23 protein-coding genes and 1 tRNA gene are annotated in these 21,218 nt (G+C 61.0%); 12 read left to right on the forward strand and 12 right to left on the reverse strand.

Going from position 1 to position 21,218, the window contains the following annotated elements; all coding sequences use genetic code 11:
• The first annotated feature begins 172 nt into the window (after window positions 1–172).
• Both ACZ5IL_RS05645 and ACZ5IL_RS05650 read left to right on the forward strand, forming a co-directional pair.
• Window positions 173–1,546, forward strand: a complete 1,374-nt coding sequence (locus ACZ5IL_RS05645) for a cell wall hydrolase (protein ID WP_464595665.1) — start codon at window positions 173–175, stop codon at window positions 1,544–1,546.
• Window positions 1,547–1,880: 334 nt separating this feature from the next.
• Window positions 1,881–2,471 (forward strand): hypothetical protein, encoded by a 591-nt coding sequence (locus tag ACZ5IL_RS05650; protein WP_464595667.1) that lies wholly within the window; start codon window positions 1,881–1,883, stop codon window positions 2,469–2,471.
• A 62-nt stretch (window positions 2,472–2,533) separates the two neighbouring features.
• On the opposite strand, the gene ACZ5IL_RS05655 is transcribed toward ACZ5IL_RS05650, so the two are convergent.
• From ACZ5IL_RS05655 to ygfZ, 4 genes are all read right to left on the reverse strand, one after another.
• Entirely contained in the window at window positions 2,534–3,040 is a 507-nt protein-coding gene (locus ACZ5IL_RS05655; RefSeq protein WP_464595668.1) for a tyrosine phosphatase family protein, read from the reverse strand.
• Window positions 3,041–3,175: 135 nt separating this feature from the next.
• Window positions 3,176–3,784 (reverse strand): YfbR-like 5'-deoxynucleotidase, encoded by a 609-nt coding sequence (locus tag ACZ5IL_RS05660; RefSeq protein WP_464595669.1) that lies wholly within the window; start codon window positions 3,782–3,784, stop codon window positions 3,176–3,178.
• Window positions 3,781–4,407, reverse strand: a complete 627-nt coding sequence (locus ACZ5IL_RS05665) for a DNA-3-methyladenine glycosylase I (RefSeq protein ID WP_464595670.1) — start codon at window positions 4,405–4,407, stop codon at window positions 3,781–3,783. Before ACZ5IL_RS05665 ends, ACZ5IL_RS05660 begins: the two co-directional genes overlap by 4 nt.
• Entirely contained in the window at window positions 4,404–5,285 is an 882-nt protein-coding gene (gene ygfZ, locus ACZ5IL_RS05670) for a CAF17-like 4Fe-4S cluster assembly/insertion protein YgfZ (protein ID WP_464595671.1), read from the reverse strand. Before ygfZ ends, ACZ5IL_RS05665 begins: the two co-directional genes overlap by 4 nt.
• Window positions 5,286–5,437: 152 nt before the next feature.
• Between ygfZ and ACZ5IL_RS05675 the strand changes: the two genes are divergently transcribed.
• Complete coding sequence (locus ACZ5IL_RS05675; protein WP_464595672.1) at window positions 5,438–6,772, forward strand: dihydroorotase; 1,335 nt, start codon at window positions 5,438–5,440, stop codon at window positions 6,770–6,772.
• 73 nt (window positions 6,773–6,845) lie between these two features.
• Here the strand turns inward: ACZ5IL_RS05675 and ACZ5IL_RS05680 are convergent, their stop codons facing one another.
• From ACZ5IL_RS05680 to ACZ5IL_RS05695, 4 genes are all read right to left on the reverse strand, one after another.
• A complete protein-coding gene (locus ACZ5IL_RS05680) occupies window positions 6,846–7,112 on the reverse strand; it encodes a hypothetical protein (protein WP_425906300.1) in 267 nt (88 codons plus the stop codon).
• Between the two features lie 135 nt (window positions 7,113–7,247).
• Window positions 7,248–7,625 (reverse strand): TIGR02301 family protein, encoded by a 378-nt coding sequence (locus tag ACZ5IL_RS05685; protein ID WP_464596833.1) that lies wholly within the window; start codon window positions 7,623–7,625, stop codon window positions 7,248–7,250.
• An 86-nt stretch (window positions 7,626–7,711) separates the two neighbouring features.
• Window positions 7,712–8,131, reverse strand: a complete 420-nt coding sequence (locus ACZ5IL_RS05690) for an NUDIX hydrolase (protein WP_464595674.1) — start codon at window positions 8,129–8,131, stop codon at window positions 7,712–7,714.
• Window positions 8,131–8,643, reverse strand: a complete 513-nt coding sequence (locus ACZ5IL_RS05695) for a hypothetical protein (RefSeq protein ID WP_464595676.1) — start codon at window positions 8,641–8,643, stop codon at window positions 8,131–8,133. Before ACZ5IL_RS05695 ends, ACZ5IL_RS05690 begins: the two co-directional genes overlap by 1 nt.
• Before the next feature lie 63 nt (window positions 8,644–8,706).
• Between ACZ5IL_RS05695 and ACZ5IL_RS05700 the strand changes: the two genes are divergently transcribed.
• Complete coding sequence (locus ACZ5IL_RS05700) at window positions 8,707–9,474, forward strand: SOS response-associated peptidase (protein WP_464595678.1); 768 nt, start codon at window positions 8,707–8,709, stop codon at window positions 9,472–9,474.
• Between the two features lie 61 nt (window positions 9,475–9,535).
• Here the strand turns inward: ACZ5IL_RS05700 and ACZ5IL_RS05705 are convergent, their stop codons facing one another.
• Complete coding sequence (locus ACZ5IL_RS05705) at window positions 9,536–10,978, reverse strand: FAD-binding oxidoreductase (protein WP_464595679.1); 1,443 nt, start codon at window positions 10,976–10,978, stop codon at window positions 9,536–9,538.
• Window positions 10,978–11,964 carry an L-threonylcarbamoyladenylate synthase gene (locus ACZ5IL_RS05710; RefSeq protein WP_464595680.1) on the reverse strand — a complete coding sequence of 329 codons (987 nt, stop codon included), beginning with the start codon at window positions 11,962–11,964 and terminating at the stop codon, window positions 10,978–10,980. Before ACZ5IL_RS05710 ends, ACZ5IL_RS05705 begins: the two co-directional genes overlap by 1 nt.
• Window positions 11,965–12,031: 67 nt before the next feature.
• Between ACZ5IL_RS05710 and ACZ5IL_RS05715 the strand changes: the two genes are divergently transcribed.
• Window positions 12,032–12,108 (forward strand) — tRNA-Pro (locus ACZ5IL_RS05715).
• Between the two features lie 282 nt (window positions 12,109–12,390).
• Here ACZ5IL_RS05715 and ACZ5IL_RS05720 read toward each other — a convergent pair.
• Window positions 12,391–13,356: a LysR family transcriptional regulator gene (locus ACZ5IL_RS05720; RefSeq protein WP_464595682.1), complete on the reverse strand. Its 966-nt coding sequence runs from the start codon at window positions 13,354–13,356 to the stop codon at window positions 12,391–12,393.
• Between the two features lie 128 nt (window positions 13,357–13,484).
• Here ACZ5IL_RS05720 and ACZ5IL_RS05725 point away from each other — a divergent pair, with 128 nt between their 5' ends.
• The 4 genes from ACZ5IL_RS05725 to ACZ5IL_RS05740 all read left to right on the forward strand — a co-directional run bounded on the left by ACZ5IL_RS05725 (window position 13,485) and on the right by ACZ5IL_RS05740 (window position 17,489).
• The gene (locus tag ACZ5IL_RS05725) at window positions 13,485–14,522 is read left to right on the forward strand and encodes a class 1 fructose-bisphosphatase (protein ID WP_464595684.1); all 1,038 of its coding nucleotides are present in this window, start codon (window positions 13,485–13,487) and stop codon (window positions 14,520–14,522) included.
• Between the two features lie 12 nt (window positions 14,523–14,534).
• Window positions 14,535–15,407: a phosphoribulokinase gene (locus ACZ5IL_RS05730; RefSeq protein WP_079448256.1), complete on the forward strand. Its 873-nt coding sequence runs from the start codon at window positions 14,535–14,537 to the stop codon at window positions 15,405–15,407.
• 118 nt (window positions 15,408–15,525) lie between these two features.
• A complete protein-coding gene (gene fba, locus ACZ5IL_RS05735; RefSeq protein ID WP_079448255.1) occupies window positions 15,526–16,611 on the forward strand; it encodes a class II fructose-bisphosphate aldolase in 1,086 nt (361 codons plus the stop codon).
• 626 nt (window positions 16,612–17,237) lie between these two features.
• A complete protein-coding gene (locus ACZ5IL_RS05740; RefSeq protein WP_425906263.1) occupies window positions 17,238–17,489 on the forward strand; it encodes a hypothetical protein in 252 nt (83 codons plus the stop codon).
• Window positions 17,490–17,628: 139 nt separating this feature from the next.
• On the opposite strand, the gene ACZ5IL_RS05745 is transcribed toward ACZ5IL_RS05740, so the two are convergent.
• The gene (locus ACZ5IL_RS05745) at window positions 17,629–18,330 is read right to left on the reverse strand and encodes a DUF1013 domain-containing protein (RefSeq protein ID WP_464595685.1); all 702 of its coding nucleotides are present in this window, start codon (window positions 18,328–18,330) and stop codon (window positions 17,629–17,631) included.
• A gap of 235 nt (window positions 18,331–18,565) precedes the next feature.
• Between ACZ5IL_RS05745 and ispH the strand changes: the two genes are divergently transcribed.
• The 3 genes from ispH (at window position 18,566) to rnhA (ending at window position 21,093) form a co-directional block, all read left to right on the forward strand.
• Window positions 18,566–19,528 carry a 4-hydroxy-3-methylbut-2-enyl diphosphate reductase gene (ispH, locus tag ACZ5IL_RS05750; protein ID WP_464595687.1) on the forward strand — a complete coding sequence of 321 codons (963 nt, stop codon included), beginning with the start codon at window positions 18,566–18,568 and terminating at the stop codon, window positions 19,526–19,528.
• Window positions 19,529–19,660: 132 nt separating this feature from the next.
• Window positions 19,661–20,641, forward strand: coding sequence for a homoserine kinase (locus ACZ5IL_RS05755; RefSeq protein ID WP_464595689.1), 981 nt, complete (start codon window positions 19,661–19,663; stop codon window positions 20,639–20,641).
• Window positions 20,638–21,093 (forward strand): ribonuclease HI, encoded by a 456-nt coding sequence (rnhA, locus tag ACZ5IL_RS05760; RefSeq protein WP_079448249.1) that lies wholly within the window; start codon window positions 20,638–20,640, stop codon window positions 21,091–21,093. Before ACZ5IL_RS05755 ends, rnhA begins: the two co-directional genes overlap by 4 nt.
• The last annotated feature ends 125 nt before the right edge of the window (window positions 21,094–21,218 follow it).

Below are 21,218 nucleotides of genomic sequence, written 5' to 3' on the forward strand. Positions count from 1 at the left end.
GTTGTTTACCAACGCTCCCGATATTCGCGCGCGCTTTCGGATGCCTCTTGCCTGTTGTGCACTTGCATCGCCGATTAACGCCCTCGCAACTTTAATTGGATATTACCGAGATCGATCGAAATGGACTAAACGTGCAAATCGATCACGTGTGTGGCGTTGCGTGAGCGTGTCGATGTCTGTGTTGCGTAACCAACCGAAGAGCGCGCGTCTTGCGCTCTTCGGTTTCGGTCTCTGCGTTTTCGCATTGATCCCGAACGAAATCGGATATCAGGATATTGCGTCCTTGCTTGCGAGGCAGCCGGGTGTCGCCGAACGCTGGCAAAGGCGTGTTTCCGCTAACGCGGTCAGTTCCATTCAGGTCGCGACCTTCAACTTCGGACGTCCGGTCGGCACATCGGTGCCACGCGCGGCCACACTCCTGCTTGCGAGTCTCGATGAGGGCGTTGGTGCTGCCGCGCGCAGTCGGCTGACGCGGCCGCCGCCACGCTATAGCGCCTCGGATTTCCCCAAGGTCAATCGAACGCTGAAGGGCGACCGTTTAACCCTCGTTGCGCCGGAGCCGCCGTCCATTGCGCCGACGGATGCTGCACCGCAGGACCCCTCAACGTCCAATGCGTCGGTGTTCGGGGCAAAGACGGCGACGACCCGTCACGACGGGGAACCCTCGGGGCTCGATCCCGAACTGGCGGAAGCCCTGAACGCACCTCCTTTGCCACAATATGATAGTCCGCTCGATGGGCAGCCGTCAGACGAAGCGGCGGAGAGGTCGGAACCTTCCACCGACGAGTTCTCGATCAAGACGGCAAGCCTGTACTTCGGCAGTTCGGCGCTGGGTGTCGCAAGTGAAGGTTTGGAACACTGGCGCCCCGGCGAAGAACCGATGATCGTGATGCCGGCGCTGGCAGCGGATCCCGACATGAAGGCATCCCGGCCGCCGCAGCGGGATTCTGCAAAAGCCGGCGAAACCGTGGTTGGCAAGGGCGAGGTCAAAACGCCGGCCGAGCGGCTCGGTCTTCTGGATGACAAGAAGCGCGCCAAGCAGGAAAAATGCCTCGCGGAGGCGGTTTATTTCGAAGCGCGCGGCGAAGCGGTTCGCGGCCAGATCGCGGTTGCTCAGGTGGTTATGAACCGCGTGTTCTCGGGTTACTATCCGACTACAGTGTGCGGCGCAGTCTACCAGAACGCAAAGCGTCGTTTGGCCTGCCAATTCACGTTTGCCTGCGACGGCATTCGCGACGTCGTCACCGAGCCGGACATGTGGGATCGCGCCCGGAGGATAGCGAAGGCCACTCTTGACGGACGGCTGTGGCTGTCGGAAGTCGGCAAGTCGACGCACTATCACGCCTATTGGGTGCATCCTTCCTGGGTGCGCGAAATGAAGAAAATGTACCGCACCGGTGTTCATACCTTCTACCGTCCGCGCGCGTGGGGCGACGGCAGGGATGCGCCGAGTTGGGGCACAACGGCTCAGACCGCCGAAATCTCCGCCAGACTCGCCGAAGCAGCTCACAGTTCGGCTGAATTTGGTGGCTCCGCCCGGCGGTAGAGTCGCTGGCGCAATTGCCAACAGACGGGCACTGTCATTTTGGATCCTAGGCGGAGTAAGGCGCGGATCAAGGACGGTTGGCTGGCGGTTTGCGAATGATCTCTATTGTTATAAATATATGAAATAACTAATGAAATTTGTCTGGAAGCGTTGATCCAGCCGTCACCAGGATTTCTCGCTGGCGAAGTTCGCGGGTGCCTCGTGGTGAAAGTTTCCTAGGATATTCAGACTTTACCAACCAAGCTGCTCCAATGTTGCCACGGTTAGTATGGTAAGGAGCGGGTAAAGGTCAGCCATCGGCGCCATCCCGCGATCAAGTTGTCGGAGTTGCAGTATGCTCGCGCGTTTCGTGTCAGGAGTCCTGGTTGCAGGTGCGATTGCCGCACCGGCAATGGCCGGTCACCTCATGAATGCCAACGAGGCTAAACGGTTTGTAGCCGGCAAGGTTTTCGCGTTCACCTGCTTCGACGGTACGCGTGGCGCCGGCCGGGTGTTCGAGGACGGGGGCGCGGCCGGCGCGGTGCAGTTCAGCGGCGAAGGTCCGGTTCGCCACATGAGGCTGCCGGGCAATACGCTACAAGTGCGCGGTCAGGCGGTTTGCGCGTCGATCAAGGGTCTTCCGTTCGAACCGTGCTTCAACCTCGACAAGAAGAGCGAAGCCAGCTTCCGCGGTTCGGTATCGGGCATGGGCTTTGCGTATTGCGACTTCGACCATCAGGGGGGTAGGCAGATGCTGCTGGCGCGCGCCGCTGCACACCCGTATGCCCGTCGCAGGGTTTCGCGCACGGCCGATGCGTCGAACACGGAAGTGCCCGCGCGTGTCGAAACCCCGAGGGTCGAGAGTGCCAGGCTTGAGCCCGTCAAGCCCGAAGCCAGGCCGGCCAAGGTCGAAGGCCCTTTGGAACTGCGCCGTTCCACCGATTAAGTTCTAGACACACCGGTTGCGCTGGGTCGCGAACCGTTTTTCCGCGAAAAGCGTAATATGGATTATTCCAGATCGATGCGGAACGGTCGCCCTTCGATCGTCATGTCGCCGGGACCCATTTCGTCGACCGCGCGAAGCATCCGTCCTCCACGTCCAAGAGCTTTGTCGGCCAGTGCCACGATCAGGCGATTGGGCTGCGCGATTGGCGAGGCCGCGCGAATCTGACGTGCGATGGAGATCTCGTCGCGATGCGGGTTGAGCGCGCAGGCGGCGGTGAAAGCGCTCGCGGTCGACCGGCTGATCCCGGCGTAGCAATGCACCACCAGCGGCGCCTTGCGATCCCAGCTACGGATGAACGTCAGAACCTGCATGATATGATCGTCGTTCGGCGCGACGAAACCATCCACGGGCTCGTTGATGTCGTCCATCGACACCTTCAGATGATTGGCCTCGAGAATCGAGTGCGGCCGCCGCACCTGATCGACGTTTGCCATGACGGTGAGGACATGGCTGGCACCGCTGGTTTTCACGGTTTGCGCAAGCGCGGCAAGCGAGCAGACGTGGATCATGGCGTTCCCGAGTTTTCGGGAGATTATAGGCCGGAGCGCCTTGGGACAAAAGGCGGTCCGCGAAGGTGATGCGGTTCCGATATTTTTGGGCGGGACGCAGGCGGAAAACCGCCAAATACTTATCCTGATCCCACTCTAACCGCACAGGCTCTGGAATCGCGCTAGGAACCGGTTCTCGGCCTCGCTCGCCGGCCACGGCGTCAGATAATCGTCGATCATCGCCTCCCGAAGGCCCGGATCGCTGCCGAACAGCCGCTTCGCCTCGGGCTCCGAGAAGCCCGCGAGATGGGTCGCTTCGAGATAGGCCGCGCCCATGTCGGCATCCTTGATCTGCTGCTCGATGTCGGCGGGCAATGCTGGTTGCAGTCCGAAGCGGATGTGGATCGCCGACAGCAGCCGCTTCTCCACCGCCTTGTAGGAACCGCCGATCACCGCCTTGAATGGCGAGATCATGTCGCCGATGACATATTCGGGCGCGTCATGCAGCAGCGCCGCCAGCCGCACGCGGATATCGACGCGTGGCGTGTGCTCGCGCATCACGGCCTCGACCAGCAGCGTGTGCTGCGCGACCGAGAAAATATGCGCGCCGTGGGTCTGGCCGTTCCATCGCGCGACGCGGGCGAGGCCATGCGCAATATCGGCGATCTCGATGTCGAGCGGCGAGGGATCGAGCAGGTCGAGCCGCCGCCCGGACAGCATCCGCTGCCACGCGCGCGTGGCGGTTTTCGGAACCCGCGCCGTCATGGCGTTGCGGGACGTGGCTTGCGCGTCTGCTTGCCGCATGTCTCACGGCAATGGCATGTCACCAGATGGTCGTTGACCATGCCTGTTGCCTGCATGAAGGCATACACGATTGTCGGCCCAACGAATTTGAATCCGCGCGAAGCCAGTTCCTTAGATATCCTGACCGAGAGTGGTGTCGAGGCCGGTACGGTCGCGGTGGTCTTGAACCGATTGACCTTCGGTTGGCCGTCCATGAAATTCCACAGTAGCGCGGAAAAGCCCGGACCCTGCTCCATGATCGTCAGGTAGGATTTCGCGCTGGTGATGGCGCCCTCGATTTTAGCCCGATTGCGTACGATGCCGGCGTCGTCCATCAGCGCGTGGACCTTCTTCTCGTCGTAGCGGACGATTGCCTCAGGGTTGAAACCCTCGAAGGCGCGGCGGAAGTTGTCGCGCTTGCGCAAAATCGTGATCCACGACAGACCGGCTTGAAAGCCGTCGAGGATCAGCTTTTCAAACAGCGCGCGGTCGTCATATTCGGGTATGCCCCATTCAGTATCGTGATAGGCGAGATAGAGCGGGTCGTCGCCGGGCCACGGACAGCGGGCGAGGCCGTCGGCATGCATACGCGCGGATTGCGTCATGCGACGGTATTCTTCGCCGATAGCTTCAGGTCGTCCGGTTCGGCGACATGGATCGGAACGCCGCCTGCCGTCAACGGAATCCCGGCCTCGATCGCGTCGGCGGCGCGATCCAGCCGCAGCAGCGCAAGACCCTGGTCCGCTGCCGACGAGCCCATGGTGCCTACGGACTTCTCCCCCGCGACCACGGCCGCCCCTGGCTCGGGGGCGCTATTGTCCAGGCGCACTCGCACAATCCGGCTGCGCGCAGTGCCGCGATGCTCCATACGTGAAACCACTTCCTGACCGACATAGCAGCCTTTGTCGAAATCGACGCCGTGTAGCCGGTCCATATTGGCTTCATGCGGAAAGGCATCGCCGAACGTGAAATCTAGTCCGCCGCTCGGCACGCCCACGGCGATCCGGTGAGCCTCATAGTCGGCGCTTTCGACCAGTTCGGCACCGATCACATTGGCTGCTCGGGTCGCGAGTTCTTCCGGTGCGAGAATGCGCCAGCCGAGCTTGTCGCTGCGCGGGTCCGCAAAGGTCAAGTCGGGGTGCATGGCGGGTTCGCCGTCCCAGGCCGCCAGCACGCCGAGCTTGCCCGAAAGGTTTTCGACCGTGACCTTGGCGCGCAGCTTGTAAAAACCCAGCTTGGTCGCGAGCGGCTGCGCTAGCGGCAACGGGCAATCGATAAGAAAGCCGCCGCCGTGACCGGCCTGCGCTTCCGTAATGAGGAAATCGAAGGTGATCTTGCCTTGCGGCGTCAGCAGCGCGCCGAACCGCCCAAGGCCCGGCTCAACCTTGGTCACGTCCGTAGTCACCAGACCGTTGAGAAAATTGCGGGCGTCGTCGCCGCTGACCTTCACTACGCCCCGGTCGGGAAGAAACGCTGCTTTCATGACACTTCTCTTGGTTCGGGCGTTGCTCTCTTGGCGATTCCGGCACAGTAACCGCCGGGGAAACCTGCGTGCCGGATTTCGCTTTCGGAACGTAAGCCGCTAAGGTGCGGGCAACAAGGTCCGCGCGGCCGCGCGGAAAGCTTTTGGGAACAATGACCAAGACATTTGACGTGATTCTGAGATCGGGCACCATCGTCAATCAGGACGGCGAGGGGGTCGGTGACATCGCCGTTTCAAACGGCCGCATCGCGGCGATCGGCGGACTTGGCCAGGCCGACGCGGGCGAGGTCATCGACTGCCGGGGGCTGCATATCCTGCCCGGCGTGATCGACACCCAGGTGCATTTCCGCGAGCCGGGACTGACGCACAAGGAAGACCTCGAAACCGGCTCGCGCAGTGCGGTGATGGGCGGCGTGACTGCGGTGTTCGAGATGCCGAACACCAATCCTCTGACAGTCACAGCGGAGACCTTCGCCGCGAAGATGAAGGCGGCGCATCATCGGATGCATTGCGATTTCGCATTCTTCATAGGCGGCACCCGCGAGAATGTGCAGGATCTGCCCGAACTGGAACGCGCTCCCGGCTGCGCCGGCGTCAAGGTGTTCGTCGGATCGTCCACCGGTGCGTTGCTGGTCGAGGATGACGACAGTCTGCGAAAAATCTTTAACGTGATCCGCCGCCGTGCCGCGTTTCACGCCGAGGACGAATACCGTCTGAACGAGCGCAAGAATTTGCGCGTCGACGGTGATCCGTGCTCGCATCCGGTGTGGCGCGACGAGACCGCCGCGCTACTGGCGACGCAGCGGCTCGTCACTCTCGCCCGCGAGACTGGAAAGCGCATTCATGTGCTGCATATCTCGACCAAGGAAGAGATCGAGTATCTGCGCGACCACAAGGATGTGGCCTCCTGCGAGGCGACACCACATCACCTGACCATGGCCGCCCCCGGATGCTATGAGCAACTTGGCACGCTGGCGCAGATGAATCCGCCGGTGCGCGATGCGGCTCATCGCTCGGGGATATGGAAGGGCATCGAGCAGGGCATCATCGATGTGCTCGGCTCCGATCACGCACCGCATACGCTGGAGGAGAAGCAGAAGACCTATCCTGCGTCGCCGTCGGGCATGACCGGCGTGCAAACGCTGGTGCCTTTGATGCTGGATCACGTCAATGCGGGCCGCCTGTCGCTGGCGCGCTTTGTCGATCTCACCAGCGCCGGTCCGGCGCGGCTGTTCAACATCGCTTGCAAGGGACGGATTGCGGCTGGCTACGATGCCGACTTCACTGTGGTCGATCTCGGCCGGACCGAGACCATTACGAACAAATGGGTGGCGTCGCGCGTAGGCTGGACGCCCTATGATGGTGTCGACGTGACGGGCTGGCCGGTCGGCACTTTCGTGCGCGGCCGCCGCGTGATGTGGCAGGGGGAACTGGCGACCGCATCCACGGGCGAGCCGGTGCGTTTTCTGGAGACGCTGAAGCCCTAGAGCATGATTCCGAAAAGTGGATACCGATTTTCGGATAAGATCATCTCAATCAAAAGGATGGCCGGAACTGGGCTTATTGCTTCGCCAGCGCGATCGAGAACTCGCCGTTGCGAACGCGGCCCGCAAGACCTTCGACGAACGTCGCCACGGCATCCTCGCCATAGGTGCCGACGAGTTCGGCGAAGGCGGCAAACAGGCTGGCCTGCGCCAGACAATCGCCATCGACACCGTCGTGCCGCGCCTCGGCCCATGCTTCATTGAGGTAGCTCAGCGCAGCCTGCTTCTGCTCATGGTCGGGCAGTGAATCGCGGGCCGGGCTGAATGCAAATGGCGGGCGCATGAAAATTCCGAATACGTCTGACGAGGCGAACGCTCAACGGCCGTGGTTTAGCACGCGATTCGGGGCCGGACAGCCAGTTCTTTAGGAAAGGTTAACGCGCCTTGGCGCATTTGACGTGCAATCCCGGCGGCAGGATCAGTTTGCGTATCTGGCGGTCAGGTCACGGGAAATTTTCGCGCCTTCTTGGACATACCGACGGATGGCGACATTCGCGGCTGGCGTGCATACCCGGTAAGTCTGCTGGAACCAGTTATAGCCGCGGTTGAAGGCAGCGATCATCCTGGAGCGGCGTTCGCCCGAGGGCGTTTCGGCATCGATCAGGGCCTGCATTTCGCTGCGCCATTTCGCACCGTCGTTGGCGGCGCAGATGTCGCGAAGATAATGCAGCGTGCCGAGGATTTCGGCCAGACGTTGTAGATCGGCGTCAAAGGGCGCGGCCCCGTCTTGCGCGCGCGCGGGCATCGCGCCACAGATCGCAGCCACCAGAACAACCGCTAAAACCGATTTACGCATGAAGAGGCCCGGATCCGCCGTGATATGCCCCTTCAATGCGCTGGAAGCAAGGCGGGGACGATCTGCACAGGGCTTTCAACCCCGGTTCAAACCCCGACGAGCCGCCGTGCGGAATCGATGATGGTTTGCAGACCTTCGGTGAGCCGCAATTCGCCCGGCAACTCGGGGGCAACCCAACTGAAGGCGTCGAGTTCGTCGTTCAAGATGGGGTCGCCTGCGATCCAACGGGCCGCGAACGACATCACGATGTAATGCCCGTCGCCGGGCCGGGTCGGCATCACCTCCCGCCAGCCCACGAGACCGATAATCTCGATCGTGAGCCCGGTTTCCTCCGCCACCTCGCGATGTAGCGCGCCAGCGACGGTCTCGCCGAATTCGATTCGTCCGCCGGGTAGAGAGTGCAAGCCTTTGCCGGGCGGCCGGGCGCGGCGCACCAGCAGAATTTTGCCGTCGCGGAAGATCGCGGCGCTGACGGCGAGCTGCGGAAACTGACGCGCGGGAGGCATCAGTGGCTCATAATGTAATCGACATCGGTTTCGCCACCCTGACCATTGATGATGCCGCCGGCCCGCATGACCATCGGCTTGATCCAGCCGACCGCCTGGGTCGCAAGCGCGGCGCGTGTCTCGTGCTGGCGAACCTCCTTCATCGCGGTAGCCACCGCGGTCAGGATTGAGGTCATGGTGGCAGTCAACTTATCGAATTTGGCGCGAATGTCGGGGTTGGCGTTTTCATAAGCCTGGATCGCCTGCTCGCGTGCCTTGAAATTCGAGGCCATGAAATGCTCCCGGTAGGTCAAGGGTCGCCAATTTAGGAAATCTTCCACGCAATCGGGCATGTCTGGTATCATTTCCAGCAGCATGATGGCTTCGTTGAAGTGATTGAGATAGTCAGTCGCAAGGCCGCTTTGCGGGTTGATATTGGCGGCCGCCAGCGCGGCCGCGCTGCCCGCCCCGTTCTGGTCGGTTTGCGTCGCGATCGCTGGAGAGAAGGGTGATTCGTTGGCCGTCGATGTCATTCGTCCCAGTGTTGGACTCCGATATTAAAACGGATTGAATGTCGCATCTGTTGGGACGATGAAATGTGCGGGCGCTATGTGATCTTGTCGCCGCCGGAGGCGATGCGTCAGGTTTTTGGGTACGCCGAACAGCCGAATTTCCCGCCGCGGTACAATATTGCGCCGACCCAGCCGGTTCCTGTCGTCATCCTTGAGAATGACGCCCGGCGTTTTCGTCTCATGCGGTGGGGTCTGATTCCGGCCTGGGTCAAGGACCCCCGGCAGTTCGCGCTTCTCATTAATGCCCGCTCCGAGACGGTCCTGGACAAGCCCTCTTTTAAGAACGCGATGAAACGGCGTCGCTGCCTGCTTCCGGCCGACGGCTACTACGAATGGCATCAATCGGAAGAGCGAAAGCGGCCGTTCTTCATCCGGCCGGGCAATGGCAGGCTGATCGCGTTTGCGGGCCTTGCAGAGACCTGGGTCGGGCCGAATGGCGAAGAGCTTGATACGGTCGCCATCGTCACCGTGGCGGCGCGCGGCAATCTCGCGACCTTGCATCCGCGCGCGCCGGTGACGCTCGCGCCTGCGGATCACGCGCGCTGGCTCGACGGCGCGGCTATCGAATCCGAAGAGGCTGCGCTGTTGCTGCGCGCGCCGGAAAACGGCGAATTCGTCTGGCATGAGGTGTCGGCGCGCGTGAACCATGTCGTCCACGACGATGAGCAACTGATTCTGCCAATCTCAGCAGAGCAACTGGAAAGCGAGGCGAAGCAGGCCGCAAAGAAGCCGGCGGCTCGCGAGGCTGCGTCCGCAGCCTTAAGGGACGATGGTCAGGGCTCGCTGTTCTGACGTGGAAAGCAACATTTCGTGGCCATTGCGCCATTTCAAAAAGCTGCCGTTTGCCAACCCCTCACAGCACCTTGCCCGGATTCATGATGCCGAGAGGGTCGAATAGCGCCTTGATGCCGCGCATCACTTCGATTGCCGTCTTGTCCTTCACGCCGGGCAGATCATCGCGCTTCAGCACGCCGATCCCGTGTTCAGCGGAAATCGAGCCGCCCATCCCTAGCGCGATCTTGAAGACGACGGCATTGACCTCCTGCCACCGGGCGAGAAATTCCTGTGTCGTCATCCCGCTCACGGGTTGGCTGACATTGTAGTGGATGTTGCCATCTCCGAGATGGCCGAACGGGACCGGGCGCGCGTCCGGAATGAGTTTTGCCACGGCGATATTGGCCTCGGCGATGAAGGCAGGTACGGCGGCGACGGGCACAGAGATATCGTGCTTGATTGAGCCGCCCTCCCGTTTCTGTGCCGGCGGGATCGTCTCGCGCAGCTTCCAGAGCGCCGCGCGCTGCTGAAGGCTGGCCGCAAGAACCGCATCGCCGACGAAGCCGTTCCTTATGCCCCGCTCGAGAACGGCCTCAACGGTCGCAGCCGCATCGTCACGCGACGATGAGATTTCCATCAGCACATACCAGGGATGGCGGTAAGCGAGCGGATCGCGGATGTCGGTGCCGTGCTTGAGGCAGATGTCGACGCAGATCTCTGCAAGCAGTTCGAAACTTGTCAGGCTCCCGGCCGCTTCGGCCTGAGAGATAGCCAGCAGTTTCAGAGCGTCGGCCGGCGATTTCAGGCCAACAAAGGCGGTTTGCACCGAGCGCGGTTTCGAGAACAGCTTCACGACCGCGGCGGTGATGATACCGAGGGTGCCTTCGGCGCCGATGAACAGGTTGCGCAGATCGTAGCCGGTATTGTCCTTTTTCAGCTTGGACAAACCGTTGAGGATGCGCCCGTCGGCCAGCACCACCTCGAGCCCGAGCGCCATGTCGCGAGCCACGCCATACGCCAGCGCGCCGGTGCCGCCGGCATTGGTCGAGAGATTGCCGCCAATGGTGCAGCTTCCTTCGGCGCCGAGCGACAAGGGGAAGAAACGATCGGCCTCGTCCGCGCGCCGCTGGATTGTCTGCAGGATAACGCCGGCCTCGACCGTCATTGTGTTGGAGGCGGTATCGACTTCGCGGATTCGGTCCATCCGCCGCATCGACACCACGACCTCGCCGCTGTGCGGGGTCTGTCCGCCGACGAGACCGGTGTTGCCGCCCTGCGGGACCAGCGCGATTCGATGTTCACTCGCGAGCTTGCAGATCGCCGATACCTCTGCCGTCGATGCGGGACGCAGCACCAGCGGGGAGCGGCCATGAAACAGGTTGCGCGCCTCCGTGAGGTATTGCGCCAGTTCCTCGGCGTCGGTCACGGCATATTTGTCGCCGACGATGGCCGTGAGGCGCGCAATCAGATCGGGCGACAACGGCGGCTGCGAGAATTCTGGCCTGACGATCGGCACGTCCATCAGCCTTTCGGGGCGGCGGCGCGGCGCAACCGGTCGTTGATGGCTTCCCCGAGCCCCTCGTCGGGAATCGGCATCACCGCGATGGTCCGCGCACCGCTGGTATCTAAGGCGCGAAGACAGCCGAAAAGATTGGCCGCAGCCTCCTTAAGATCACCGCGTTCGGACAAATTTATCACAGCGGCCGCGGTGTCGACACCCAACAGATCGACCCGACCGAAAGCCAGCAGCGCCTCGCCGCGCGTAGCGCTCGCAGCGTTGAGCCGCATCCGGGCGCGTGGCGCGTAGTGTGAGTCCAGCATCCCTGACGCCAGCGGCCGTCCAGCGGCCGCGCCGGGATCTGCCGAGGTCAAAGTGTGGCCCAGCACGCGCTCGATATCAGCGCGCGGAATTCCGCCGGGCCGCAGTAACGTCGGCCGATCGAAACAGCCGATGATAGATGACTCAATGCCGACCTCCACCGGTCCGCCGTCGACGATGAGGTCGATCCGTCCCGCGAGATCGCTTTGTACATGCGCCGCCGTCGTCGGTGAGACGTGGCCCGACAGGTTGGCGGAGGGTGCGACAACCGCGCCGCCGAAATCACGCAGGATAGCGCGCGCCACTGGATGGGCGGGAACCCGCAGGGCGACGGTGTCGAGGCCCGCGGTGGCAAGATCGGCCACCGGGCAGCGAGCGCCCTTCGGCAGCACCAGCGTCAGCGGACCCGGCCAGAACGCATCGGCGAGCGCGAGGGCGGTGGCATTGAACCGGGCGGTTCGTTTCGCGGCCGCAAGGTCTCCGACATGGACGATCAGCGGATTGAATGCGGGCCTGCCCTTGGCCTGGTAGAGCCGTGCGATCGCTTCCGCGTTGACGGCGTCAGCGCCGAGCCCGTAGACCGTCTCAGTGGGGAACGCGACAAGCCCGCCATTTTGAAGGACCCGGGTAGCCGCTGCCGCCGCCACTTCGCCGGCCGGTTGAATCTGCGTTATGAGGTCCACAGTCATAGAATTTCAGTTCTCGATTTCAGCTTCTTGCGGCGCGCGAAACCCAAGGCTATAAGCCGCGTCTTGTCGGAGTGTGGCTCAGCCCGGTAGAGCACTGCGTTCGGGACGCAGGGGTCGCAGGTTCAAATCCTGCCACTCCGACCATCATTTCAATGACTTATAATTTCGATGCGCCAGCCGCGCAATGCGGCGCGCGACGAATTGACCCCTCATGCGTGCGGTGGCCGTATGCTAGGCGCTAGTGCTTGTTTACGTCGGACCGCTTGTTACGCGGCCGCGAGATCGTCTGGCATGAATTTTCCGGTTTCAGTGTCCCGTTTTGCGTCGACTTCGGTCTTTCGACGCGGAAGATCAGAAGCGTTGACACGACGCATTTTGCGTCAAGATCGCGCGGTGGTTGCTCACGCGCGAACCTGCCGGGGCGATTCACCTGGCCGGCGCAGGCCCCGGATCAGGGCAGCCGCTGCTGAGCGGCGCCTGTGGCAGGAACTGCCTGCCGTTCTCGACCAGGAAATCGAGCATTTCTTGCGCCGGAGGAAGCAACACCTTGTCTTTCCTCCTGACGACGAACCATTGCCGAATAATAGGAAGACCGGTGATGTCGAGCGTGATCATCCGGCCTTCCTTAAGTTCCACGGCCACGGTGTGCGCCGAGATGAAAGCGATCCCGAGACCGGCGATGACCGCCTGCTTGATGGTCTCGTTGCTGCTCATCTCCATGCCGATCTGCGGCTCGAGATTGCTGTTCTCAAAAAACTGTTCCATGAGGAATCGTGTACCCGAGCCCGGCTTGCGGGAAACGAACCTTTCATGTGCCAAATCGACCGCCGAAAGCCCGGACGCGTTTGCAAGCCGGTGTCCTGTCGGCGCGATGACGACATGCGGATGGTCGCCGATCAAATGCCTGTCCAGTTCGATATCGGGAGGCGGGTGGCCCATGATTGCAAAATCGAGCGCATAGCTGCGCAGAGCCTGACGTATGTCCTGGCGATTGACGATCGTCAGACTGATGTCCATCCCCGGATGAAGCTTCGAAAACGCGGAAATCGCAAATGGGACAAAATATTTTGCCGTACTGACAGCGCCAATCGATATGCGCCCGCCGGTTCGACCGGTGATCATGTCGAGCGACGTTGCGCAACTTTCGATCGCAGCTTCGATGCGCTCGAAAAGCGTGTACAACTCCTGTCCAGCAGGCGTGAGAACCATGCCGTCGCTGGTTCGCTGGAGCAGAGGCAGTCCGCAGAGTTGCTGAAGATTCCGCAGTTGCAGCGTGACCGCAGGTTGAGTCAAATGCAATTTGTTGGCGGCGGCAGTGACGCTACCTCCTACCGCAACCGATGCCAAAGCACGAAGCTGCCGAATTGTAACGTCGCGAAGCTTCGTGATCATATAAGAAAATTTTTGCCTCTATGAAGGATATTGAAATTGTACTTATTACATGCAACGAGTCAATTCTCGCGATGCTCTGGAAAGCGGCAAATCGGCTGTTTGGAGATTGCGGCCGAGGGGGAGTCTGAATGAGCCAAGAGCTGACACTGCAGCAAAGGATGGATGGCGAGGCGGGTTCGGATCCGCTCCGCCAGGCAGTGAAGGAAGCAGTAGCTGCGCTTGCGCGGGCTGCGGTCGATATTTCCGATCTGACCTGCCGCGGAGCGTTGGCCGGGATCACCGGACAGGCACAAGGTCGCAACACCGACGGGGACATTCAAAAGGATCTTGATGTTCGCGCCGATCAAATTATTCGCGACGCTCTCGGCAAGCTGCCGATCGCAGCGCTCGCCTCCGAGGAAATGGCGGATCTGGATATTTTGAATCCGGGCGCGCCGATCTGCGTTGCATTCGATCCGTTGGACGGTTCGTCGAACATCAACACGAACATGTCGGTAGGTACGATTTTTTCAATCATGCCGACGCCTTCCGATGTCAATGCGGCCTTCAGGCAAGCAGGAAGTGCGCAGCTTGCGGCCGGTTTCGTTGTCTATGGTCCGCAGACCTCTCTCGTTCTCACGCTCGGGCGGGGCGTCGATATCTTCACGCTTGACCGAGCCGACAGGGTGTTCAAGCTCACCGGATCGTCAGTGCAAATTCCGACGGACGCAAACGAGTTCGCGATCAATGCATCGAACAGGCGGCACTGGGACCTGCCGGTTCGCGCCTATATCGATGAGTGCCTTGCGGGAGCCGATGGCCCCTGCGGCAAGAATTTCAACATGCGCTGGATCGGCTCGCTCGTCGCGGAGGCTTTCCGCATTCTTATTCGCGGCGGTATTTTCCTCTATCCCGGAGACGCTCGGGACGGCTATGAGGAAGGGCGCCTGCGCCTGGTTTACGAGGCGCACCCGATGGCTTTCATCGTCGAGCAGGCAGGCGGTGGCGCGTCGACTGGACGAAAGCGGGTTCTCGATATCGTACCCGACAGCCTTCATCAGCGAGTGCCGCTGATTATGGGTTCGATCAAGAACGTCCAGCGGCTCGAACATATGCATACGGTCCCCGACGTCGCTCTGGAAGCGAATGCGCCGTTGTTCGGGAACCGCGGTTTGTTTCGCGTTTGAGGGGCTGATATCGTGTCAAGGAAGCATCCCATCATATCAATTACGGGTTCGTCGGGCGCCGGTACGACGTCCGTCAAGCGAACCTTCGAGCAGATTTTCCGCCGCGAGAATGTCGTTGCGGCCTACATCGAAGGCGACGCTTTCCACCGTTACAATCGCGCTGAAATGCGCACCCGCATGGCCGAGGAATCGGACAAGGGCAACAAGCACTTCAGTCATTTCAGTCCTGAAACGAACTTGTTCGCCGAACTTGAGGGTGTGTTCCGTAGCTATGGCGAGACCGGAACGGGCAATACGCGATACTATGTTCACGACGATGCGGAATCGGCGCTGCACGGTGTTCCTCCTGGAACGTTTACCGACTGGCAGCCTCTGCCCGACGCTTCGGATTTGTTGTTCTACGAGGGTCTTCACGGGGCCGTTGTGACCGACAAGGTGAATGTCGCTCAGTACGCGGATCTCAAGATCGGTGTCGTTCCCGTCATCAATCTCGAATGGATCCAGAAGCTGCACCGCGACCGGAATGCGCGTGGCTATTCCACCGAGGCGGTCACCGACACCATCCTCCGGCGTATGCCGGATTACGTCAATTATATCTGTCCTCAATTCGCTGAGACGGACATCAATTTCCAACGCGTGCCGACGGTGGATACTTCGAACCCGTTCATCTCCCGGTGGATACCGACGCCCGACGAGTCGATGGTCGTCATCCGCCTTAAGAATCCGCGCGGGATCGATTTTCCGTATCTGCTGTCGATGATTCCGAGCAGCTTCATGTCGCGCGCCAACTCGATCGTCATCCACGGCTCCAAGCTGGATCTCGCGATGCAGTTGATCCTGACGCCGCTGATCCTTCAGCTCATCGAGCGAAAGAAGCGCGCATGATTGGAATCGTATATCCGAAATCGTCAGCCCCTGCGGCGTCGAGACGGGGCGTGGCCAACAATACGATCGCGCTAAACGCGACATCTTTTCACGATAGCCAGATGGGGAGGGAACCGACATGGCACGCATAACTTTGAGACAGTTGCTGGATCACGCTGCAGAGCATGGCTACGGCGTGCCAGCGTTCAACATCAACAATATGGAGCAGGGGCTTGCCATCATGGAGGCTGCGGCCGCCGTCGATGCGCCGGTCATCATGCAGGCTTCGCGGGGCGCGCGCTCTTACGCCAACGACATCATGCTGGCGAACATGATCGACGCGCTGGACCAGATGTATCCGCACATTCCACTGTGCATGCATCAGGATCACGGCAACGAGGAATCGACCTGCGCCACCGCGATCAAGTACGGCTTCACCTCGGTCATGATGGACGGCTCGCTCAAGGCCGACGCCAAGACCGCAGCGGACTACGAATATAACGTCGACATCACCCGCCGCGTCGTTGACTTGGCGCACTGGGTCGGCGCCTCGGTGGAAGGCGAACTGGGCGTGCTCGGCTCGCTCGAGCACGGCGGCGGCGAGCAGGAGGACGGGCACGGCATCGAAGGGCCGGTCAGCCACGATCAATTGCTGACCGATCCGGATCAGGCCGTCGATTTCGTCCGCGCGACCAAGGTCGACGCTCTGGCGATCGCGATGGGCACTTCGCACGGCGCCTACAAATTCTCGCGCAAGCCGGACGGCGACATTCTCGCCATGAAGGTGGTCGAGGAAATCCATCGCCGCCTTCCCAATACCCATCTGGTGATGCATGGCTCGTCTTCGGTGCCGCAGCATCTGCAGGATGAGTTCAACAAGTTCGGCGGCGAGATGCCGCAGACCTGGGGCGTGCCAGTCGAGGAAATCGTTCGCGGCATCAAGCATGGCGTTCGCAAGGTCAATATCGACACCGACTGCCGTCTGGCCATGACTGCGGTATTCCGGAAAGTCGCGGCCAGTAACAAGAGCGAATTCGATCCACGCAAGTTCCTGAAACCCGCGATGGATGCAATGCGCGACCTCTGCCGCGAGCGTTTCGAGCAGTTCGGCACTGCCGGGAATGCCTCGAAGATCAAGGTGATCCCATTGGCTGAAATGGCCAAGCTTTACCGCACCGGTAAACTTGATCCGCGTATCGGTGAAACAGCCGTCGCGGCCGAGTGATACGATCCTGGCTGGCGCGGCCCGGCCTCCGGCTTGACCGCCGGAAGGCCGATTGCCGCAACATCGCTACACCACCGTCTCCCATGCGGTGACCGCACGTCCCGAGGGCCCGTCTGGCATCTCGTGACATGCCTCCATCCGGTTCCAACTAGGACGATTCATCCTCCCGATCGTCCAGCCCCGGATGTACTGCTCCGTCGTCTTGCATGGCGACGGAGCCTTTCTCCCGGAAATGCCTTGAACATCCAGGAGAAAATACGAGGGTAAGCCGATCGGCACGCCCCATGCTGCCGTATCTGACGCGTGATCTCACAGCACAATGCGGTGGCGTTCTTTCACTGTGCCGATCGGGCTTCGCGCCATCGAAAAGGAGTACGAGCGGTCTGGTTCCGAGATTCAGGGAGCGCTGAAAAACAGGATGTGATCGCTGCCGAAATATTCGATGGACTTACAATCCCCGCAATCGGGTTCAAACAGTCGCTTCAGTCTCATTCAATCGCATTGTATCAGGCTGAAGCGTTCCTTTCATTTGACCATGATCTCATCGATCTTATCGAAAGTAGTTCTCACCTTTCGGGATCATGCTCCAAGCTCTGGCAGTCGGGGGGACGATCATGGGAGGACGAATGACATCCACGCGCCACGCGGCCATCGTTCTGGCCGCACTGTCACTGGGCGGATGCGCTAATCTTGAGCGCCACAATTCGAACGCGCTGTCCCAGACCGATGACGATGGCTATTGCCAGGCGCAGGGCGGACCCCAGGGATCCGCAGCCTACACTGCCTGCCGCAAAAATCGTGACGTTGCCGCCACGCGATCGGATCGGATGGAGCGCACCCACCGCGATCTCGCCGAGCGGATGCTGAACGGGCAGTAATGGCCATTCAGCGACGCGCCTGTCCGTTGGCCGTCTCAGCCATGGAAGCGATATCCGGTAGGTTGCAGTGTTCGGATTGCTGACATTTCCCGCGTACGGAACTCGCGTGCGCCGAGAAACGGCAAAGTCTTGAGCGTCTTTATTCTTTTTCCTCCTCCTCGGCCTTCTTGCCGCCGATCGTCTTCAGCTTGGCGAATACGGCATCGACGTTGAGATCGTCCTGCTGCTTTTCGGTAGGTTCGAATTCGCCGTCCTGACGGGTGGTCTCGGACGCTGGTAGCAAGGTAGCGCCGCCATACTGCTGATCGGTCGGCTTCTCCTTGGCCGCGCGTTGCACCTCGAAATCGAGCTCGATCTGCGAGCAAAGCCCCAGCGTCACCGGATCCATCGGAGTCAGAGTCGAGGCGTTCCAGTGGGTGCGGTCGCGCACCGCGGCAATCGTGGTTTTGGTCGTGCCTACCAGACGCATGATTTGAGCGTCCTTCAATTCCGGATGATTGCGCACGAGCCAGAGGATCGCGCTTGGCCGCTCGTGGCGGCGTGACACCGGGGTGTAGCGGGGTCCCTTTTTCTTGGCTGCCGGGGGCAGCACCACCCGGCTTTCGCTCAGCCTCAGCCGGTAGTCCGGGTCCCTTTCGCCCTTCTCGATCTCGTCGCGGGTGAGTTGGCCGGTGGAGATCGGGTCCATGCCCTTGATGCCCTGGGCGGCATCGCCGTCGGCGATGGCGCGGACCTCCAGGGGATGCATCTTGGTGAAGTCGGCGACCTGATCGAACGACAGCGCGGTATTGTCGACGAGCCACACGGCAGTCGCTTTCGGCATCAGCGGCGCATTGCTCATGGCAAATCTCCTTTGCGCTTTGCCCACCCCTCAGAGCAAAGCCTTTTGGTCATCGACGATGACGGGAATTGGAGTCTATATATGCTGTCGGAGGTCGGCCGCGCAATGGTTTGCTCTGTCGATCCCTGGTTTGCGGAACCTGCCTTGACAGCGCCCGAAAGCCGTCCAAAGTCATCACCTAAGTATTGGCCGTTCCCGCCCTGCCGGTGTGGGGTGATTCGGCACGGATCCCCTCATGAATGCTAAACCAAAACTTAAAATCGTGCTTTGCTCGCCCCGCGGCTTCTGCGCCGGGGTGGTCAGGGCGATCGATACCGTGGAACGTGCGCTGACGCTGTATGGCGCGCCGGTCTATGTGCGTCACGAAATCGTCCATAATCGCTATGTTGTCGATAGCCTTCGCGCCAAGGGAGCGATCTTCGTCGAGGAACTGGCGGAGATCCCCGACGACACCAAGGCGCCGGTGGTTTTTTCTGCCCATGGCGTGCCGAAGTCGGTTCCTGCAGACGCTCAGAGGCGCAATTTCTTTTCGCTCGATGCCACCTGTCCTCTCGTGACCAAGGTTCATCGTGAGGCGGCGATCCATTTCAAGCGCGGTCACGAGATTCTGCTGATCGGGCATTCCCATCACCCGGAAGTCGTCGGCACCGTCGGGCAATTGCCGGCGGGTGCGGTGACTCTGATCGAAACCGCCGAGGATGCCGAGAAATTCACGCCGAAAGATGCCAGTAATCTTGCTTTCGTGACTCAAACCACGCTGTCCATCGACGACACCGCCGAGATCGTGGCGGTGCTGAAGCAACGCTTCCCGGACATTCATGGTCCGCACAAGGAAGACATCTGCTACGCCACCACCAACCGCCAGTTGGCCGTCAAGAAGGTCGCGCCGGTGGTCGACGCGCTGATTGTGGTCGGAGCGCCGAACTCCTCCAATTCGCAACGGCTGCGCGAGGTTGCCGAGCGCGAGGGTTGCAAAGTATCCGTGCTTGCGCAGCGCGCCAGCGATCTCGACTGGAACATGTTCGAGGGGATCAGAAGTCTTGGCATCACCGCGGGCGCGTCGGCACCCGAAGTCATCGTCGAGGAAATCATGGACGCATTCGCTGCGTGCTATGAACTCGAGGTGGAAACAGTTTCGGCTGCGGAAGAAAACGAGTTTTTCCCGCTGCCCCGCTCGCTGCGGCCTGACGCCGCCTAGGGCCTTTCCGCTTCTGATGGAATCAGAAGCGAGGCTCTATGATTCTGATTTGATGCGTTTTCTTCACGCCAACCGGTACCCACCTCGTTTGAAAACGCTATAGCACGACCGGGACCGGAACGGGGATACGAGATGGCGGTCTACACCGACGTCGCCGCCGAGGAGCTTGCGGATTTTCTGAAAGCCTACGATATCGGCGAGGTACTGTCCTACAAGGGTATCGCCGAAGGCGTCGAGAACTCCAACTATCTGCTGCACACCACCTCCGGATCGTTTTTCCTGACGCTCTATGAAAAGCGCGTCGCCATCGACGACCTGCCGTTCTTTCTCGGTTTGATGGGTCATCTTGCGACCCACGGTATTGTGTGTCCGCAGCCGGTCAAGGCGCGCGGCGGCGAAACGCTTGGCCGCCTCGCGGGGCGTCCTGCCGCCATCATCGATTTTCTCGAGGGCGTGTGGCCGCGGAAGCCAAACGTCGCTCATTGCGCCGCGACCGGTGCTGCGCTGGCGAAGCTGCATCTCGCCGGCCGCGATTTCCCCATGAGCCGCGCTAATGCGCTGTCGGTGTCCAGTTGGCGGCCGCTGTTCGAACAGGCCGGTGCTTGCATCGATACCGTGCAACAGGGTTTGCACGATTTTCTCAAGGCTGAACTCGACCACCTTGAAGCACACTGGCCGGAGAAGCTGCCGGCTGGCGTGATCCATGCCGACCTGTTTCCTGATAACGTGCTGTTTCTCGGCGAGAGGTTGTCGGGGCTGATCGATTTCTATTTCGCTTGCAATGATTTCTTGGCCTATGACGTCGCGATCTGCCTCAACGCCTGGTGTTTCGAGCCGGATCATTCCTTCAACGTCACCAAGGCTCGGGCGTTGCTTGCCGCCTACAATTGCGAGCGCACGCTGTCGGAGGCCGAACAGGCGGCGTTGCCTTTGCTCGCAAGGGGCGCCGCGTTGCGGTTTCTGCTGACGCGGCTGGTCGATTTTCTCAACGTGCCCGCCGGCGCGCTGGTGAAACCGAAAGACCCGCTCGAATACGTCCGCAAGCTGCGTTTCCAGCAGCGTGTCGGCAGCGTCCGCGACTACGGCGTCGCGCTCTCGGGGCTGGTGGCGTGAATTCGCCCGCGCTTCCGCATGTCACGATTTTCACGGACGGCGCCTGCTCAGGCAACCCGGGCCCCGGCGGCTGGGGCGCGATCCTGCGGTTCGGTGAAATCGAGAAAGAACTGAAAGGTGGCGAACCGCATACCACCAACAACCGGATGGAGTTGCTGGCGGCGATCTCGGCGCTGGAGGCGCTGAAGCGTCCGGCGCTTGTCGATCTCACCACCGACAGCCAGTACGTACGGCAAGGCATCACCGGCTGGATTCACAACTGGAAGCGGAACGGCTGGCGTACCGCCGATAAGAAGCCAGTGAAGAACGCCGACCTCTGGCAGCGGCTCGACGATGCGTTGAAGCCTCATGACGTGCGCTGGCACTGGATCAAGGGTCACGCCGGCCATGACGAAAACGAGCGCGCCGATCAGCTTGCGCGCGAAGGCGTGGCGATGGCGCGGCTGAAGTAGGTCACTCATCATTGCCGGACTTGATCGGCAATCTATTTCAAAAATCCTACGAAGAAGATGGATGCGCGGGTCATAGCGAGCGGGAGCGACCCCGTTCTTCGAACGGCTATGCCCGCGCATGACAT

The organism is Nitrobacter sp. CN101 (assembly GCF_055390255.1).

Bases quoted from the DNA above. Each gene is read 5' to 3' on its own strand.
- ACZ5IL_RS05645 (WP_464595665.1), top strand. From the start codon at position 173: ATGTCTGTGTTGCGTAACCAACCGAAGAGCGCGCGTCTTGCGCTCTTC.
- ACZ5IL_RS05650 (WP_464595667.1), top strand. From the start codon at position 1,881: ATGCTCGCGCGTTTCGTGTCAGGAGTCCTGGTTGCAGGTGCGATTGCC.
- ACZ5IL_RS05655 (WP_464595668.1), bottom strand. From the start codon at position 3,040: ATGATCCACGTCTGCTCGCTTGCCGCGCTTGCGCAAACCGTGAAAACC.
- ACZ5IL_RS05660 (WP_464595669.1), bottom strand. From the start codon at position 3,784: ATGACGGCGCGGGTTCCGAAAACCGCCACGCGCGCGTGGCAGCGGATG.
- ACZ5IL_RS05665 (WP_464595670.1), bottom strand. From the start codon at position 4,407: ATGACGCAATCCGCGCGTATGCATGCCGACGGCCTCGCCCGCTGTCCG.
- ygfZ (WP_464595671.1), bottom strand. From the start codon at position 5,285: ATGAAAGCAGCGTTTCTTCCCGACCGGGGCGTAGTGAAGGTCAGCGGC.
- ACZ5IL_RS05675 (WP_464595672.1), top strand. From the start codon at position 5,438: ATGACCAAGACATTTGACGTGATTCTGAGATCGGGCACCATCGTCAAT.
- ACZ5IL_RS05680 (WP_425906300.1), bottom strand. From the start codon at position 7,112: ATGCGCCCGCCATTTGCATTCAGCCCGGCCCGCGATTCACTGCCCGAC.
- ACZ5IL_RS05685 (WP_464596833.1), bottom strand. From the start codon at position 7,625: ATGCGTAAATCGGTTTTAGCGGTTGTTCTGGTGGCTGCGATCTGTGGC.
- ACZ5IL_RS05690 (WP_464595674.1), bottom strand. From the start codon at position 8,131: ATGCCTCCCGCGCGTCAGTTTCCGCAGCTCGCCGTCAGCGCCGCGATC.
- ACZ5IL_RS05695 (WP_464595676.1), bottom strand. From the start codon at position 8,643: ATGACATCGACGGCCAACGAATCACCCTTCTCTCCAGCGATCGCGACG.
- ACZ5IL_RS05700 (WP_464595678.1), top strand. From the start codon at position 8,707: ATGTGCGGGCGCTATGTGATCTTGTCGCCGCCGGAGGCGATGCGTCAG.
- ACZ5IL_RS05705 (WP_464595679.1), bottom strand. From the start codon at position 10,978: ATGGACGTGCCGATCGTCAGGCCAGAATTCTCGCAGCCGCCGTTGTCG.
- ACZ5IL_RS05710 (WP_464595680.1), bottom strand. From the start codon at position 11,964: ATGACTGTGGACCTCATAACGCAGATTCAACCGGCCGGCGAAGTGGCG.
- ACZ5IL_RS05720 (WP_464595682.1), bottom strand. From the start codon at position 13,356: ATGATCACGAAGCTTCGCGACGTTACAATTCGGCAGCTTCGTGCTTTG.
- ACZ5IL_RS05725 (WP_464595684.1), top strand. From the start codon at position 13,485: ATGAGCCAAGAGCTGACACTGCAGCAAAGGATGGATGGCGAGGCGGGT.
- fba (WP_079448255.1), top strand. From the start codon at position 15,526: ATGGCACGCATAACTTTGAGACAGTTGCTGGATCACGCTGCAGAGCAT.
- ACZ5IL_RS05740 (WP_425906263.1), top strand. From the start codon at position 17,238: ATGACATCCACGCGCCACGCGGCCATCGTTCTGGCCGCACTGTCACTG.
- ACZ5IL_RS05745 (WP_464595685.1), bottom strand. From the start codon at position 18,330: ATGAGCAATGCGCCGCTGATGCCGAAAGCGACTGCCGTGTGGCTCGTC.
- ispH (WP_464595687.1), top strand. From the start codon at position 18,566: ATGAATGCTAAACCAAAACTTAAAATCGTGCTTTGCTCGCCCCGCGGC.
- ACZ5IL_RS05755 (WP_464595689.1), top strand. From the start codon at position 19,661: ATGGCGGTCTACACCGACGTCGCCGCCGAGGAGCTTGCGGATTTTCTG.